Raw genomic sequence first — 15936 nt, 5'->3', positions numbered from 1 at the left:
GTTCCGAAGCCGATCGGGTACTCTGGATGAGTTGCTCCGGGGAGTCCCGGGCGACGGATCGGGATGTAGCGCAGCTTGGTAGCGCGCTTCGTTCGGGACGAAGAGGTCGCAGGTTCAAATCCTGTCATCCCGACCATCATGCAGGCCCCGCAGCCCACGCTGCGGGGCCTCCTTCTTTGCCTGACGGCCTCAGCGACAAGACCTGGCCCTCTAGTGGTGCGGCAGCACCAGGTGCGTCCGCCCCCGGCCGAACCGGCGGCGCAGGGCCTTGTGGACGGCGTCGCCCACCACCACGCCGGGAACCGCGAGCGCGGCGATGATGAAGCCTGCAAGCGGCGGCGGAGCCTGGCCGAGCACGTCCGCCACCGGCCCGGCGAAGAGGAAGACGGCCAGCAGCGCGAGCTCCACGAGGATCGCCCACAGCAGCATCCGGTTCCCCGCCCACGAGAGCCGCCAGGCGGGCCTGCTGGCGCTGCGGCACGCATAGGCATTGGCGAGCTGGCCGAGCACGACGGCCGCGAACGCCGCCCCCGAGGCCGTCGCGATCACCGCCGGCACAGGCACGGGCCCGCCCGGGCGCCAGCCGCCGAGCCACAGGACCACGGCGAAGGCCGCCATCTCGAAGACCACCTCGAGCGGCCCCAGCACGGCGAAGACCCGGAACATGAGGCTGCCGTCCATCAGGTGCCGGCGCTCCGGCGGCCGCGTGAGCACCCCTGCGCTCGGCTTCTCGCCGCCGAGGGCGAGCGCAGGCAGGAGGTCCGTGCCGATGTCCAGGCAGAGGATCTGCAGGACGCCGAGCGCGAGCGGGAAGTGCCCCGCCGAGAGCGCCCACACCACGAAAGGCGTCAGCTCGGCGACGTTGTCCGTGAGATGGTACGTGAGGTAGCGGCGGATGTTCGCGTACGTCGCCCTGCCCTGTTCCACCGCGACGATGATGGTCGCGAAGTCGTCGTCCAGGAGCACGAGGTCGGCGGCGTTGCGCGCCACGTCGGTGCCGCTGCGTCCCATCGCGACCCCGATGTCAGCCGCCTCGAGCGCGGGGCCGTCGTTGACGCCGTCGCCCGTCATTGCGACGCAGTGCCCGCGCGCCTGCAGCGCGTGCGCGACGCGCAGCTTCTGCTCCGGGGTGACGCGGGAGATCACCACACCGTCGCGGTCCAGGAGCGCGCCCAGCACCTGCGGATCCTCAGGCAGGCTCGCCCCCTCGAGCACCCGGGGCGCCCCCGCGCCGGGGCCGAGGAGGCCGATCTCCCGGGCGATCGCCGCTGCGGTGACGGGATGGTCGCCCGTCACCATCGCAATCCTGATGCCCGCCTCGCGCGCCTGGCGGATCGCCCCGGCGACTGCCGGGCGCGGCGGGTCGTGCAGCCCGATCAGGCCGCGGAGCACCAGGCCGCGCTCAAGCACGACGGCGTCCGCCCCGCCTCCCGCCGCGGCGGCGGCCTCGTCGTCGCTCATCTCGCGCGACGCCACGGCCAGGACCCTCAGGCCCCGCTGGGCGAGCTGTTCCGTGGCGGCGTGCGCGCTGAGGCGCCACGCGTCGTCGTCCGCGGCCTCTCCCGTGGCGCCACTGCCGATGCACAGGGCCAGGAGGGTCTCGGGGGCGCCCTTGACCCACAGCTCCGCGGACTCGCGGACGGGCCTGGACTCCGCGTCCGGCCCGGACTCCCCGTCCAGACCGGACACCCCGTCCGGCCCGCCCCCGCCGCTCCGCAGCACGGCACTCTGCCGCTTCCGCTCGTCGTCGAACGCGAATCCCGCGAGCGGCACGGGCCGGGCGGCGGCGCCACCGAGCCGGCGGTCCAGGGCCGCGAGGGCGGCTTCCATGGGGTCCCCCACCGCCCGCCACTCGCCGTCGTGCTCCTCGATCTCGCCCTGCGAGGCCGCCCGCGCACCCCTCGCCAGGCGGCCCGCGGCCTCGCGGGCGGCATCGGTGCCATCGACCGAGGCGTCGGGGCTGTATCCGGTGCCCTCGATTGCCACTGTCCCGGCCGGCGTCCACACCTCGACGGCGCTCATCCGGTTCTGGGTGAGCGTCCCGGTCTTGTCGGTGCAGATGAAGGTGGTGGAGCCGAGCGTCTCGACGGCCTGGAGGTTCCGCACGAGCGCGTGCCTGCGGCTCATCCGCTGCGCGCCCATGGCGAGCGAGAGGGTCACTGTGGGCAGCAGGCCCTCGGGGACCAGGGCGACGGTGACGCCGATCGCGAAGAGGAAGGCCCCCGCGAGAGGGTTGCCGATGAGGAGGGAGGCGAGGAAGAAGGCCGCCCCTACGGTGACCGAGACAGTCGCGATGATCGTCACGATCCGTCTCAGCTCGAGGTCGAGGGGGCTCGCGGGGGGCTCGGCGCGGGTGGTGAGCCGGGCGATCTCCGCCAGGCGCGTCCTCTCCCCCGTGGCGGTGACCCGGCCCACCGCGTCCCCCGCCGCGACGAACGTGCCTCCCGCGCCGGCGTCGCCCACCTCGCGGGGCACGGCCACGCTCTCACCGGTGAGCATGGACTCATCCAGAGTGAGCCCCGAGGCCTGCAGGAAGTCGAGGTCGGCGGGAACGCGGTCGCCGGCCGTGAGCAGCACCACGTCCCCGGGGACGAGCTCCGCCGCGTCGACCACGGTGGTGCGCCCGCTCCGGCGCACCTGGACGTTGGCGGGAAGGAGCTCCCGCAGCTTGGCCGAGGCCCGTTCTGCCCGAGCCTCCTGGAAGAAGGCGAAGAGTCCGTTGACCACCACGACCGCGACGATGGCCCAGCCCAGCTCCGCCATCCCGGCAATGAAGGCCAGGACCGCCGCGGCCCAGAGCATCAGGGCGAAGAAGTGGCCGAGTTCGGCCGCGAGTCGGAGCCACCATGGGCGCCCCTTCTCGCGGGGCAGGCTGTTCGCGCCGACCTGGTCGCGCAGCCTCTCGACGACGCCATCGTCAAGGCCGTCCGGAACGGCCATTCCGGACGCGTGGAGGATCCCGGCCTCAGCCGTCGCCGGGCTGTGGGGAGCATCCGCACGGCCTTCGGCACGGCGCAGGGAGGAATCCACAGGCCACATTCTGCGTGCTCCCGGTGATGCCGGGAAGGGACAGACGGCCCCCAAACACGCATGCCCCGGCCCGAGGGGTCCGGAGCACGCGCTCAGGTGTCAATCAAGGCGCCCCTGAAGTGGCCACCGCTTCCGTCAGCCTCTGGCGGTCGCGATGCTGTGCCCTGGAGGAGCACGGGATCAATCACATTGGGGTGGACGAGCCGCTGGTCGCGTCCGGGGAGGACATCGGGTCCGGCCAGTTGCCGATCGCTACGGGTGCCCGCATGGGATCGGGCCAGTTCCCGATGGCCTGGATCTTCATGGGATCGGGCCAGTTTCCGATCGCGGTCGGCGCAGCCGCAACACCGGGCACGGCAAGGGCACCGGCCACTGCGAGCGTGGCAATCAGTTTCTTCAGCATCTACTTGTCCTTGGATTCAGCCCCAGATCGAAAGGGGACGGGTGCGTATTCTCGGGCGGAGAGTGCTTTCCGGGTGTTCTGTACGGATGTGCTTTCACAGCGCATGCATCGCAGAGTGCGCTTTGTCGTGATTGACATCCCTAGTAAAATAACATCCACATGGCCTGTCAAGGAACGGAACTGCCTCACCGATACCCGATGATGGGCTCTGACAAACGCAGAGGACCCGGGATCGGCGACGCTCCCGGGAGGGGGCCAGGAGGTCAATGTGGGCAGTGGATTCGGCGAGAAGCTGCGTGCCGAAAGGCTCGAACGGGGGCTGACGCAGGCGGAACTCGGCAAGGACCTGTACTCCCCAAGCTACATCTCGCTGCTTGAGACCGGTCGCCGCGAGCCGACGGCGGAGGTCATCCAGGAGCTCGCACGCCGCCTCCAGCTTGCCCCCAAGGCGCTCGAGGCATGGAGCCAGCCGGTCAGCGCCAATGACGCGGAGTACGTGCTCGCAGGGCTCTACGCGCGCCAGGCATGGGACCTGCGTGACTATGCCCAGGCCGCGACCCACGCCGCCACGGCAGCGCAGTTCGCCCTTGAGGGAAAGAACAACAGCGCCTGGTGGAACATGACCTACATGCAGGCCGAGTGCCTCATGAAGCAGGGCGAGCTGGCAGAATGCCAGCGCATCGTCCAGCACCTCCTCGAGCACCCGATCGTGGCGGAGTCCGCCGGCCTCGCCGTGCGCGCACGGCAGATGCTCGCGGCCGTGTGCCACGGACTCGGCCAACTGGGCACCGCCGTCGAGCATGCGCGTGAAGCGGTCCGCCTCGGCGCGCAGCTCCCCGCCGGATCCACGATCTACATCGGCGCGCTCCGCGCCCTGATAGGAGCCCTCGCGGAGAGCGGCCGCCTCGACGAGGCCTGGGAGCAGTGCCGGGTCCTCGGCACGCTCGTCGGCGAGGACTCCATGGGGCAGCTCGCCGGCGAGGTCGAATGGGTCATCGGCAATGTCGCCTTCATGCGGGCGGACTACGAGGAGGGGGTCAAGCACCACGAGCGGGCCGCGAAGCTCCTCTCCCCCGCCAACGACATCGAGCTGTGGGCCCGCTTCAACAAGGCCTCCGCTGCGGTCCGCCTCACGGGCGGCGTCATCGAGCCGGAAACGCTGGCCGCAATCGAGCGGGCCGAGCTTGCCCTGAGCATCGTGGGAGGCTCGCGCGCCGAACAGCTCGAGGTGATGTTCATCCGCGCCCGCTGGCTCTACCTCAACGGCCAGATGCCGGAGACGATCGAGCTCCTTCGCGCCATCTACGCCGAGAAGAGCGCGCTCGGCCGGCACACCGCAGGGGAGGTCGCCCTCCTGTACGGCCGCGCCCTCAAGGCGCTCGGCCAGCACGAGGAGGCGCTCGAGCTCCTCAAGGACGCACGCGAGCAGTTCAGCTACGCGGGCGCCTCGGACAAGGTGCAGCAGACGATGGACGCGATCCTGGAGATCCGGCTCGCCGAGCGCCGCGCGGAGAAGGCCGCGGAGCAGGGCGTCAGCTGAAGGCGCGCCCCGTGAGCCGCTCGTACGCCTCGACGTAGCGCGCCCTGGTGCGCCCGACGACATCCTCCGGCAGCGCCGGAGGCTCCTCGCCGGACGCGCGGTCCCAGCCAGACTCAGCCGAGGTCAGCCAGTCGCGGACAAACTGCTTGTCGAACGAGGGCTGTGCGTGCCCAGGCTCCCAGGACTCGGCGTCCCAGAACCGCGACGAGTCCGGAGTGAGGACCTCGTCGCCCAGCGTGATGATCCCGGAGGCCGGATCGACGCCGAACTCCACCTTCGTGTCGGCGAGAATGATCCCGCGCTCGCGCGCAATCCGCTCCGCCTCACGGTAGAGCTCGAGCGTGAGGTCGCGCAGCTGGGCCGCCGCCTCGTCGCCCACCATGCCCGTCACGTCGTCGTAGGTGATGTTCTCGTCGTGCTCGCCGACCTCGGCCTTCGCCGAAGGGGTGAAGATCGCCTCGGGCAGGCGCGAGCCGTCCACGAGGCCCTCGGGCAGCCCGATCCCGCACACGGTGCCCGACTCGCGGTACTCGGCGAGTCCGGAGCCGGTGAGGTAGCCGCGGGCAATGCACTCCACCGGATACATCTCGAGGCGACGGCAGACCATGGCGCGGCCCTCGACCTCGGGCGGGACACCGTCGTCAGCCGTGGAGCCCACCACATGGTTGGGCACGTTCAGCTGCTCGAACCACCACAGGCTCAGCTGGGTGAGGATGCGGCCCTTGTCAGGGATGGTGCTGCTCAGGACGTAGTCGTAGGCGGAGATGCGGTCGCTCGCGACGACGAGGACCTGGTCCGCGGGCCCGTCGAACGGCTCGTACAGGTCGCGGACCTTCCCGGAGTAGATGTGCCGCCACCCGGGCAGGTCGCGGACCTCGGTCGTGTAGCCCTTCGTGTTCTCGCTCGTCATCACTCGGCTCCTGCTCCGGCGCTGGCACTGTGCTTGATCCCGGGCTGCACGCTGGGCACAGCTACCTCGCCCCGCGCCGCCCGCTCGGCGATGTCGCGGCGGTACTGGCCGCCGTCGAGCCTGATGAGCCCGATCCCCTCGTAGGCCCGACCGCGGGCGCTGGCGAGGTCCTCCCCGAGTGCCACCACGGCGAGGACGCGGCCGCCAGCGGAGACCACCTTGCCGTCGTCCGAGAGCTTCGTTCCGGCGTGGAGGACGTGCACGCCCTCGAGCTCGGCCGCCTTCTTGAGGCCGCGGATTCGGTCGCCGGTGCGCGGCGTGGCCGGGTAGTTCTCGGAAGCGAGCACGACGGCGACCGCAGGCTCGGGCGCCCAGCGCACCTCCTCGGCCTGGTCCAGATGCCCCGTGGCGGCCGCGAGGAGCAGGCCGCCGAGCGGCGTCCTGAGGCGTGCGAGCACGGCCTGGGTCTCGGGATCGCCGAACCGGGCGTTGAACTCGATGACACGCGTGCCCCGGGAGGTGAGGGCGAGCCCGCAGTACAGGACACCGACGAACGGTGTGCCGCGTTTGGCCATCTCGTCGACGGTCGGCTGCGCGACGCGCTCGATGACCTCGTCGACGAGTCCGGCGGGGGCCCAGTCGAGCGGGGTGTAGGCGCCCATGCCCCCGGTGTTGGGGCCCTCGTCGTTGTCGAAGATGCGCTTGAAGTCCTGCGCGGGGGCGAGGGGAACCACGGTGTGGCCGTCGGAGAGGACAAAGAGGGAGACCTCGGGTCCGTCCAGGAATTCCTCGATCACCACGGAGCCGCCCGCGTCGAAGCACGACTGGGCGTGGGCGAGGGCCTCGTCGCGGTCCGAGGTCACGACCACGCCCTTGCCCGCCGCGAGGCCGTCGTCCTTGACCACGTAGGGGGCTCCGAACGCGTCGAGGGCGTCGGCGGCCTCCTCGGCGTTGACGGCCACCCGCGCCATGGCGGTGGGGACACCGGCCTCGGCCATGACCTGCTTGGCGAAGGCCTTGGACGCCTCGAGCTGGGCGGCGGCCCTGCTCGGGCCGAACACGGGGATCCCGGCCTCCCGCACCGCATCGGAGACGCCCGCCGCGAGCGGAGCCTCGGGCCCCACGACCACGAGGTCCACGCCGAGCGACTGCGCGAGTGCCGTGACGGCCTCGGGATCGTTCGCGTCGACCGCATGCGTCGGGACCATCTGGGCAATCCCGGCGTTGCCCGGAGCGGCATGGACCTCGGTGACGCTCGGATCGGCGAGGAGGGAACGGACGATGGCGTGTTCGCGGCCACCCGGGCCGATCACGAGAACCTTCACGCCCCAAGGGTATCGGGACGGCCGCGCGCGGCGCACCCACGGGCGCGATGGCGGCTTCATGCGGGCGGGCGCACCTAAACTGTGGAGCATGGCCCACGCAACCTTCTCGGCGGACGACTCCGTCGAGCTCGCCGTGATCGAGCGCAGCGGCTTCATCGAGTCACGCCATCTGGGCTCCGCGGTCGTGGTGGCGGCCGACGGCTCGGTCGTCACGGAACTCGGCGACATCCGCACCCCCGTCTTGGCCCGCTCCACGCTCAAGCCGTTCCAGGCGCTCGCGTCGATGCAGGCCGGTGTGCCGCTCCGCGGCACCCAGGTGGCCCTCGCCTGCGCCTCGCACACCGGGTCGCTGGACCACATGGACATCGTGGAGGGCATGCTCGGTGCGGCGGGCCTGCGCGAGGCTGACCTGCTGTGCCCCCCTGACTGGCCCGCCGACGAGAACGCGCGCGCGTGGCTGGTCCGGGCTGGCCACGGCAAGCGCCGGCTCGCCTACAACTGCTCCGGCAAGCACGCGGCGTTCCTGTGGGCGTGCGTCGAGAACGGGTGGGACCGGCGCAGCTACCTCGAGCCGAACCATCCGCTGCAGCAGCGGGTCCGGGCCACCATCGAGGAGTACGCCGAGGAGCTCATCGCCCACCTCGGGATCGACGGGTGCGGCGCACCGGTCGCGGCCCTGTCGCTGCAGGGGCTGGCCCGCGCCTACTCGCGCCTCGCCCGTTCCCCGGGCGACGACGGCGCGAACGCCCGCGCCGCGACCATTGCCACCTCGATGCTGGACTACCCCTGGGCCGTCCAGGGCCGCGACCAGCCGAATACCGTGGTGATGGAGGAACTCGGCGTCCTCGCCAAGGTGGGCGCGGAGGGCCTCGTCGTGCTGGCCACCCCCCAGGGCGCCGCCGCGGCCGTGAAGATCCTCGACGGGAATGTCCGCGCCACCACCCTCGTGGCCCTGACCATGCTTGCCGCCGCCGATGCGGTCGACGTCGCGAACGTCGCGCGGGTGCTCGAGCGCGTGGTGGAGCCGGTCATGGGCGGCGGTCGGCAGGTGGGGCGCATCCGCCTCGGGCGCGCCGTCTCGGCGCTGCTGGACTAGACGCAAGGACCTCTGGAGGAACCAATGGCCACCCGCCGCAGGATCACGCACGACGACGGCCGCGCGGCTGTGGCTGCCTGGCGCGCCGCACATGCGGAGGGCGCCGAGCGTCAGGAGGGAGACGCCGTCGGGCATCCGGAGGTGCCCCGCCAGACCGTGGCGACCGCGGTGCGGTACCTCCTCGAGGAGCTCGCCGAGACGGCGCCAGGGAACTCGGTCGAGGTGCGGGTGCCGCCGTTCGGGGTGGCGCAGTGCGTCGAGGGGCCGCGCCACACGCGCGGGACGCCGCCCAACGTCGTCGAGACGGATGCCCCGACGTGGCTGGGCCTCGCGACGGGAAGCGTGTCCTGGACCGACGCGCTGGCCTCGGGAAGGCTCAGCGCCTCCGGGATCCGGACGGACCTGAGCGAGTTCCTGCCGCTCGCGTAGCCAGGCGCTCGGCCGCGCTACCCCCGGCCCACGAACGGCATCCCGGAAGCCGTGATGAGCAGGCTGCCGACGCTGGCCTCGGCCGGGAGGGACGCCATGAACACGACGGCCTTCGCCGCCTCCTCCACCGCGAAGGTGGGCTCGACGCGGCGCGAACCGTCCGCCTGGAGTGCGCCTTCACCGACGCCCAGCGTGTCGATGAGCTCCGTGCGCGTATTGCCGATGTCGATCTGGCCGGCGGTGATCCCGTAGGGACGGCCGTCGAGCTCAATGCTCTTTGTCAGCCCGGTGATCGCGTGCTTCGTCGTGGTATACGCGACCGACCGCGGCCGCGGCGTGTGCGCGGAGATCGAGCCGTTGTTGATGATCCTGCCCCCCTGGGGCTCCTGGGCCTTCATCGCGCGGAAGGCGGCCCCGGCGCACAGGAAGCTGCCGGTCAGGTTCACGGCCACCGTGGATTCCCATCCCGCGACGTCGATCTCCCCGACGTCGCCCGACGGGCCGAATGTCCCGGCGTTGTTGAACAGCACGTCCACACGGCCGAACTCCCGCAGCACGTGGGCGAAGAGGCGTTCGACGTCGTCCTGCCGGGTCACGTCGCAGGGGACCACGAGCGCGGACCCAGGGCCGGTGCCCTCGGCCGTGCTTGCGGTCTCCCCCAGGGCGTCCTCGCGGCGCCCGGCGAGCGCGACGCTCCAGCCGTCGGCCAGGAGGCGGCGTGCGACTGCTCTCCCGATGCCGCTGCCTGCTCCTGTGACCACCGCGACGCGTGCCTCAGTGCTTCCCATGGGTCCTCCCCCTGTCACGGACTTGACGCGGATCACGCTCCCACGCCACTCTTGTTTCACATCGTAGTATTTCGTTTCCACAATACGAAATCAGGAAACGACCATCCCAGACCCAGCGCGCCGTTACCCGAGCGCGCAAGAAAGAGGTTGGACGTGCTGACTGGAGAGCATACCCAGCAGATCCTCGGCGGCCGGATTCCCGGCAGCCGGTCCTCTGGCGACGGCGCCGCACTGGACCGCGATCCCGAAGAGACCGCCGAGTGGATCGAATCCTTCGACTCCCTCGTCTCCGAGCGGGGCACCGAGCGGGCCCAGTTCATGGTCAAGAGCATCCTCCAGCGCGCGGGTGCCCAGAGCGTCGGCGTTCCCATGGTCCACACCACGGACTACGTGAACACCATCCCGGCCGACCAGGAGCCCGTCTACCCCGGCGACGAGGACGTCGAGCGGCGGTACCGCGCCTGGATGCGCTGGAATGCCGCCGTGCTCGTGCACCGCGCGCAGCGCCCGGGTGTCGGCGTCGGCGGGCACATCTCCACCTACGCCGGCGCGGCGACGCTCTACGAAGTGGGCTTCAACAATTTCTTCCGGGGCAAGGACCACCCGGGCGGCGGCGACCAGGTGTTCTTCCAGGGCCACGCCTCCCCCGGCATGTACGCGCGCGCGTTCATGGAAGGGCGCCTGGGCGAGGAGGACCTCGACGGGTTCCGCCAGGAGAAGTCCCGCGAGGGCCACGCCCTCTCCTCCTACCCCCACCCCCGGATGATGCCGGAATTCTGGGAGTTCCCCACGGTCTCGATGGGCATCGGCCCGATGAACGCGATCTACCAGGCCCAGACGAACCGGTACCTGCACAACCGCGGAATCAAGGACACCTCGGACCAGCACGTGTGGGCCTTCCTCGGCGACGGCGAGATGGACGAGCCCGAGAGCCGCGGCCTGCTCCAGCTCGCCGCGAACGAGAACCTGGACAACCTCACGTTCGTCATCAACTGCAACCTCCAGCGCCTCGACGGCCCGGTCCGCGGCAACGGCAAGATCATCCAGGAGCTCGAGGCGTTCTTCCGCGGCGCCGGCTGGAACGTCATCAAGGTGGTGTGGGGCCGCGAGTGGGACTCGCTCCTGGCCAACGACCGCGAGGGCCACCTCGTGAAGATCATGAACGAGACACTGGACGGCGACTACCAGACCTACAAGGCCGAGAACGGCGCCTTCGTCCGGGACCACTTCTTCGGCAAGACGCCCGAGACCAAGGAGCTCGTCGCGGACCTGACGGACGAGCAGATCTGGAACCTCAAGCGCGGCGGCCACGACTACCACAAGGTCTATGCCGCGTACCGTGCGGCGGTGGAGCACAAGGGCCAGCCCACCGTGATCCTCGCCAAGACCGTCAAGGGCTACGGACTCGGGACGCACTTCGAGGGCCGCAACGCGACCCACCAGATGAAGAAGATGACGCTGCAGGACCTCAAGGACTTCCGCGACCACCTGCGCATCCCGATCAGCGACGAGCAGCTCGAGGCGGACCCGTACCAGCCCCCGTACTACCACCCCGGGTTCGACGCCCCCGAGATCAGGTACCTCCTCGGACGCCGTGCCGAGCTCGGCGGCGCGGTGCCGGAGCGGCGCAAGGAACACCGCGCCGTCGCGCTTCCCGATGCGAAGGCGTACGCGATCGCCAAGCGCGGCTCCGGGAAGCAGCAGGCGGCGACGACGATGTCCTTCGTTCGCCTGCTGAAGGACCTCATGCGGGACGCCGAGTTCGGCAAGCGGATCGTGCCGATCGTGCCGGACGAGAGCCGCACCTTCGGCATGGACGCGTTCTTCCCGACCGCCAAGATCTACAACCCCAAGGGCCAGAACTACCTCTCGGTCGACCGGGACCTGGTCCTGGCCTACAAGGAGTCGCCTGCCGGGCAGCTCATCCACCCGGGCATCAACGAGGCCGGCGCCGTCGCTGCGTTCACCGCCGCAGGCACGGCCTACGCGACCCACGGCGAACCCCTCGTGCCGGTGTACGTGTTCTACTCGATGTTCGGCTTCCAGCGCACGGGCGACTCGTTCTGGGCGGCGGGCGACCAGATGGCCCGGGGCTTCATCATCGGCGCTACCGCCGGGCGCACCACACTCACCGGGGAGGGCCTCCAGCACGCGGACGGCCACTCGCCCCTGCTCGCGGCGACCAACCCCGCGGTCGTGACCTACGATCCGGCGTACGGCTACGAGATCGGGCACATTGTGCGGGCGGGCATCGAGCGGATGTACGGCACGGGTGGCACATCCGGAACCAACGCAGACCCGAACGTCATGTACTACCTCACCGTGTACAACGAGCCGATCGTCCAGCCGGCCGAGCCCGAGGAGCTCGACGTCGACGCCCTCCTGCGGGGCATGTACCGGCTGCCGGGCTCGGACTCAGCGGACGACGCCGGGGCTCCTCTGGGTGCCGACGCTCCCCGCGCGCAGCTGCTCGCCTCGGGCGTGGCGGTGCCGTGGGCCCTCGAGGCCCGCCGCATTCTCGCTGAGGACTGGGGCGTGGCGGCAGACGTGTGGAGCGTGACGTCCTGGAGCGAGCTGCGCCGCGAGGGCCTCGCGGCGGAGGAGCAGGCCTTCCTGCACCCCGAGGCCGAGGCGCCGCTGCCGTTCGTGACCCGGCAGCTCGCCGGCACGTCCGGCCCCGTGGTGGCGGTCACGGACTACAACAAGTCGGTTCCGGACCAGATCCGGCAGTTCGTGCCGGGCGACTATGCCGTGCTCGGTGCGGACGGGTTCGGGTTCTCCGACACCCGTGCGGCCGCACGCCGGTTCTTCAAGATCGACGCGCACTCGGTGGTGGTCCGCACCCTCCAGGAGCTCGGCCGCCGGGGCGAGGTGCCGGCGTCGGCCGCGCGGGAGGCGATCGAGAGGTACAGGCTGCTGGAGGTGAAGGCGGGAACGACGGGAACCGCGGGCGGCGAAGCCTAGCCCGCAGAACACCGCGGCGAAGCCTAGCCCGCGGGGCGACTCATTGCCCGAGGGCGTGGCCGCTGGGGTGCGGGAGGATTGCGCGCACGAAGGCCGCGAGCTGCGCGATGATGCCGATGAACGAGCCGACGATCGCCACGACGAGCAGGATCCGGACGATCAGCGCCCAGTCGAAGGAGCTGGCACCGAAGTCGAAGGGGAACACGCTCCAGATCCGGAACGTCGCCACGATCCCGAAGACGATGACGATGATCTCGCCGAGGGCGCGGACCGCCCGGACGCCGACGAGCAGGTAGACCGCGTTGGCCACGAGTCCCGCGATCCAGGCGGCATTGACTGCGCCCATGACCTCCGCCGTACGGGAAGTGAGGAAGGGGAGCGCCCACCAGCCGGGCGCCACGTTGGCCAGGTACATCAGCACGCCGATCACGATGATCGACGGCACCGCGCCTGCCCGGGCGGACTGGGGCCGGTCCTTGCGTGCTCTGCCGTCGCGCGCTGCCATGGCGCCATTCCACACCTGCCACGCAAGCTGGGCGAGAGGCTTTCGTCCCGGCGGTCGGCTGGGATGCGAAACGGCCCCGCCTCCTGAGATTGGAGGCGGGGCCGTTCGCCGCTCGCCGCGGCGGCCTCGGGGGATCAGCGCGGGACGAACCAGTTCAGCACGGGAATGCGAGCAGCCCAGCCGCCCGTGCCCTCAGGCCGGTCCCGGCGGATCGCGATGTCCGGATCGATATTCGTCACCTTCGGAATGTAGCGCTCGGCCGGCTGCGGGAGGACGGCCGGCTCCCCTGCAGATGGACGCGTGATGGTCGTGGTGATGGACATGTCTCTCCCCTTTCCAGGTCGATCGCCTCCGAGCTAATTTCCATATCTCGAAAAACTTTTTCTGATATATGAAAGCCTAGCGGGATACCAAAGATGTCGTCAAGGGTTTTCCGGCCGCGTCCTGCGGTCAGAACGAGCGCGCGCCTCGGCGCGCGGGCTCAACGGCGCGCCGGCTCAACGCGGGTCGGCTCAGCCGCGCGCTGGCTCAACGCGGGTCGGCTCAGCCGCGGTTGAGCTCGGCGGAGATCTTCTCGGCGGCCTCGCGCAGGAGCGGGACGGCCCGCTCGCCGAAGGCCTCGTCCACGCGGGACACGGGGCCGGAGACGGAGATTGCGGTCGGGGTCGGCGCGTGCGGCACGGCCATAGAGAAGCAGCGGACGCCGATCTCCTGCTCCTGCTCGTCGATCGCATAGCCGCGGGCGCGGGTCTTGTCGAGGTCCGAGAGCAGCGAATCGACATCGCCGAGGCTGTACGTGGTCGGCGTCGGCATGCCCTGGTGCGCCACGATGGAGCGGACCTGCTCGTCGTCGAGCTGCGCAAGGATGGCCTTGCCCACGCCAGTGTCGTGGGTGTGGGCACGCCGGCCTACTTCGGTGAACATGCGCATGGCGTGGGGTGAGGGGACCTGGGCCACGTAGATGACCATGTCGGAGTCGAGGACGGCCATGTTGGCCGTCTCGCCGAGCCGCTCCACGAGCATCTGCAGCTGTGGCCTGGCCAGCGCACCGAGCTGCTTGTTCGCACCCTCCCCGAGGCGGATGAGCCGCGGGCCCAGCGCATAGCGGCGATTGGGGAGCTGCCGGACGTACCCCAGGGAGACGAGGGTGCGCAGGAGCCGGTGGATAGTGGGAAGCGGGAGCTCGGTGGAGGAGGAGAGCTCACTGAGCGTGACATCTCCGCCCGCGTCGGTGATGAGCTCAAGGAGCTCGAACACACGCTCAACCGACTGGACTCCGCCGGACGCCTTCTCTGCCATGTTGCCTCCTGAGGGCCGCCGCCGGATGCTGATTCCGGCAAAACTTATCCGCATCCCGGAAATTGCGGCTCCTCCACGATACCGCACCGCATCCACCGGAGATAGGTGTCCGCGTGGCGAGACGAGGACTTGTCTTTTCCAAGATACAGAGAATAATATCCGTACTACGGAAAATGCAGCGAGGCGGACGCCTCCCGGACCCAAGGACGATTCAATGGCGAGCCCCAGCCCCGGCAATTCCATCACCCTCCGCGTCGACGCCCCCAGCCGCATCAGCATCACCAGCGAGCTCGCGGCCGCGGTCGCCACCGCCGGCGCACCCGTCACCGCGCTGGACATCAGCGAGTCCCACCACGACGGCGTGGTCGTGGACATCACGTGCAACACCACGTCCGAGCAGCACGCCGAAGAGGTCGCCGCGGCCCTCGAGGCGCTCGAGGGCGTGCACGTGAAGAAGGTCTCCGACCGGACCTTCCTCATGCACCTCGGCGGCAAGCTCGAGGTCGTCCCCAAGGTTCCCCTCCGCAACCGCGACGATCTCTCCCGGGCCTACACGCCCGGCGTCGCCCGCGTATGCCGTGCCATCGCGGAGAACCCCGACGACGCGCGCCGCCTCACGGTGAAGCGCAACACCGTCGCCGTGGTCACCGACGGAACCGCCGTGCTCGGCCTCGGCGACATCGGCCCCGCGGCCGCGCTGCCCGTCATGGAGGGCAAGGCTGCGCTGTTCAAGCAGTTCGCCAACGTGGACGCGTGGCCTGTCTGTCTCGACACGAAGGACACCGAGGAGATCATCAAGATCGTCAAGGCGATCGCCCCGGTCTACGGCGGCGTCAACCTCGAAGACATCGCAGCCCCGCGCTGCTTCGAGATCGAGGCACGCCTCCGCGAGGAACTCGACATCCCCGTCTTCCACGACGACCAGCACGGCACGGCGATCGTGACGCTCGCCGCACTGGTCAACGCGCTCAAGCTCGTGGGCAAGAAGATCGAGGACGTGCGCATCGTCGTCTCCGGAGTGGGCGCCGCCGGCAACGCGATCATCCAGCTGCTCCAGGCACAGGGTGCGAAGAACATCATCGCGTGCGACCGCAAGGGTGCCATCCACGCCGGCCGCGAGCTGACGGACGCCCACCGCGTCTGGGTCGCCGAGAACACCAACCCCGAGTCCTTCTCCGGCACGCTCGTCGAGGCGCTCAAGGGCTCGGACGTCTTCATCGGAGTGTCCGCACCGAACCTCTTCGGCCCGGACGACGTCGCCACGATGGCGGAGGATGCCATCGTCTTCGCCATGGCCAACCCGGACCCGGAGACGGACCCCGTCGCGGCCGCCGACCACGCCGCCGTCGTCGCCACCGGCCGCAGCGACTTCCCCAACCAGATCAACAATGTGCTCGCGTTCCCCGGCGTCTTCCGCGGGCTGCTCGACGCAGGCGTCGCGGACATCACCCCCGCGATGCTCGTGGCGGCGGCGCAGGCCATCGCGGCCCGCGTGAGCGATGAGGAGCTCAACCCGAGCTTCATCATCCCGAGCGTATTCGACGCCCACGTCGCCCAGGACGTGGCCGCGGCGATTGTCGCGGCAGCGCACGCGTAGAGACCCAGCAAGCAGTTCAACCAGGCCCCAGGGAGAACCCGGTCACCGGG

Annotated in this window: 13 protein-coding genes and 1 tRNA gene; 6 read left to right on the top strand and 8 right to left on the bottom strand. The window is 70.4% G+C overall.

Annotated features, from left to right (window positions below):
* Positions 1 to 59 precede the first annotated feature (59 nt).
* Positions 60 to 136, top strand: a tRNA-Pro gene (locus tag IE231_RS10820).
* A gap of 74 nt (positions 137 to 210) precedes the next feature.
* On the opposite strand, the gene IE231_RS10815 is transcribed toward IE231_RS10820, so the two are convergent.
* Together IE231_RS10815 and IE231_RS10810 are read right to left on the bottom strand one after the other, a co-directional pair.
* Positions 211 to 3030: a cation-translocating P-type ATPase gene (locus IE231_RS10815; RefSeq protein ID WP_255430087.1), complete on the bottom strand. Its 2820-nt coding sequence runs from the start codon at positions 3028 to 3030 to the stop codon at positions 211 to 213.
* Between the two features lie 184 nt (positions 3031 to 3214).
* Positions 3215 to 3433: a hypothetical protein gene (locus IE231_RS10810; RefSeq protein WP_189693978.1), complete on the bottom strand. Its 219-nt coding sequence runs from the start codon at positions 3431 to 3433 to the stop codon at positions 3215 to 3217.
* A gap of 268 nt (positions 3434 to 3701) precedes the next feature.
* Between IE231_RS10810 and IE231_RS10805 the strand changes: the two genes are divergently transcribed.
* Positions 3702 to 4973: a helix-turn-helix domain-containing protein gene (locus IE231_RS10805; RefSeq protein ID WP_189693977.1), complete on the top strand. Its 1272-nt coding sequence runs from the start codon at positions 3702 to 3704 to the stop codon at positions 4971 to 4973.
* Here the strand turns inward: IE231_RS10805 and IE231_RS10800 are convergent.
* A complete protein-coding gene (locus tag IE231_RS10800) occupies positions 4966 to 5883 on the bottom strand; it encodes a phosphoribosylaminoimidazolesuccinocarboxamide synthase (protein WP_189693976.1) in 918 nt (305 codons plus the stop codon). The two genes, IE231_RS10805 and IE231_RS10800, sit on opposite strands and share 8 nt — an antisense overlap.
* Positions 5883 to 7208 carry a phosphoribosylamine--glycine ligase gene (gene purD / locus IE231_RS10795; protein ID WP_189693975.1) on the bottom strand — a complete coding sequence of 442 codons (1326 nt, stop codon included), beginning with the start codon at positions 7206 to 7208 and terminating at the stop codon, positions 5883 to 5885. The genes IE231_RS10800 and purD overlap by 1 nt, the downstream gene beginning before the upstream one ends.
* A gap of 88 nt (positions 7209 to 7296) precedes the next feature.
* Here purD and IE231_RS10790 point away from each other — a divergent pair, with 88 nt between their 5' ends.
* Positions 7297 to 8304, top strand: coding sequence for an asparaginase (locus tag IE231_RS10790; protein WP_189693974.1), 1008 nt, complete (start codon positions 7297 to 7299; stop codon positions 8302 to 8304).
* Between the two features lie 24 nt (positions 8305 to 8328).
* Entirely contained in the window at positions 8329 to 8733 is a 405-nt protein-coding gene (locus IE231_RS10785; protein WP_189693973.1) for a sterol carrier family protein, read from the top strand.
* A 17-nt stretch (positions 8734 to 8750) separates the two neighbouring features.
* Here IE231_RS10785 and IE231_RS10780 read toward each other — a convergent pair whose 3' ends face one another.
* Positions 8751 to 9521, bottom strand: a complete 771-nt coding sequence (locus IE231_RS10780) for an SDR family oxidoreductase (protein ID WP_189693972.1) — start codon at positions 9519 to 9521, stop codon at positions 8751 to 8753.
* Between the two features lie 153 nt (positions 9522 to 9674).
* Here IE231_RS10780 and aceE point away from each other — a divergent pair, with 153 nt between their 5' ends.
* A complete protein-coding gene (gene aceE, locus IE231_RS10775) occupies positions 9675 to 12485 on the top strand; it encodes a pyruvate dehydrogenase (acetyl-transferring), homodimeric type (protein WP_374189438.1) in 2811 nt (936 codons plus the stop codon).
* Positions 12486 to 12525: 40 nt separating this feature from the next.
* On the opposite strand, the gene IE231_RS10770 is transcribed toward aceE, so the two are convergent.
* The 3 genes from IE231_RS10770 to IE231_RS10760 all read right to left on the bottom strand — a co-directional run bounded on the left by IE231_RS10770 (position 12526) and on the right by IE231_RS10760 (position 14289).
* A complete protein-coding gene (locus IE231_RS10770) occupies positions 12526 to 12990 on the bottom strand; it encodes a hypothetical protein (RefSeq protein WP_189693970.1) in 465 nt (154 codons plus the stop codon).
* A gap of 134 nt (positions 12991 to 13124) precedes the next feature.
* A complete protein-coding gene (locus IE231_RS10765; RefSeq protein WP_189693969.1) occupies positions 13125 to 13313 on the bottom strand; it encodes a hypothetical protein in 189 nt (62 codons plus the stop codon).
* 220 nt (positions 13314 to 13533) lie between these two features.
* Positions 13534 to 14289, bottom strand: coding sequence for an IclR family transcriptional regulator (locus tag IE231_RS10760; RefSeq protein ID WP_189693968.1), 756 nt, complete (start codon positions 14287 to 14289; stop codon positions 13534 to 13536).
* Positions 14290 to 14503: 214 nt separating this feature from the next.
* Here IE231_RS10760 and IE231_RS10755 point away from each other — a divergent pair, with 214 nt between their 5' ends.
* Positions 14504 to 15886 carry an NAD(P)-dependent malic enzyme gene (locus IE231_RS10755; protein ID WP_189693967.1) on the top strand — a complete coding sequence of 461 codons (1383 nt, stop codon included), beginning with the start codon at positions 14504 to 14506 and terminating at the stop codon, positions 15884 to 15886.
* Positions 15887 to 15936 lie beyond the last annotated feature (50 nt).

Origin of the sequence: Sinomonas cellulolyticus (assembly GCF_014656475.1) — a bacterium.
Taxonomy (GTDB): domain Bacteria; phylum Actinomycetota; class Actinomycetes; order Actinomycetales; family Micrococcaceae; genus Sinomonas; species Sinomonas cellulolyticus.
Note: the sequence above shows the minus strand (reverse complement) of the source record. Positions and strands in the feature narration are given on the sequence as shown.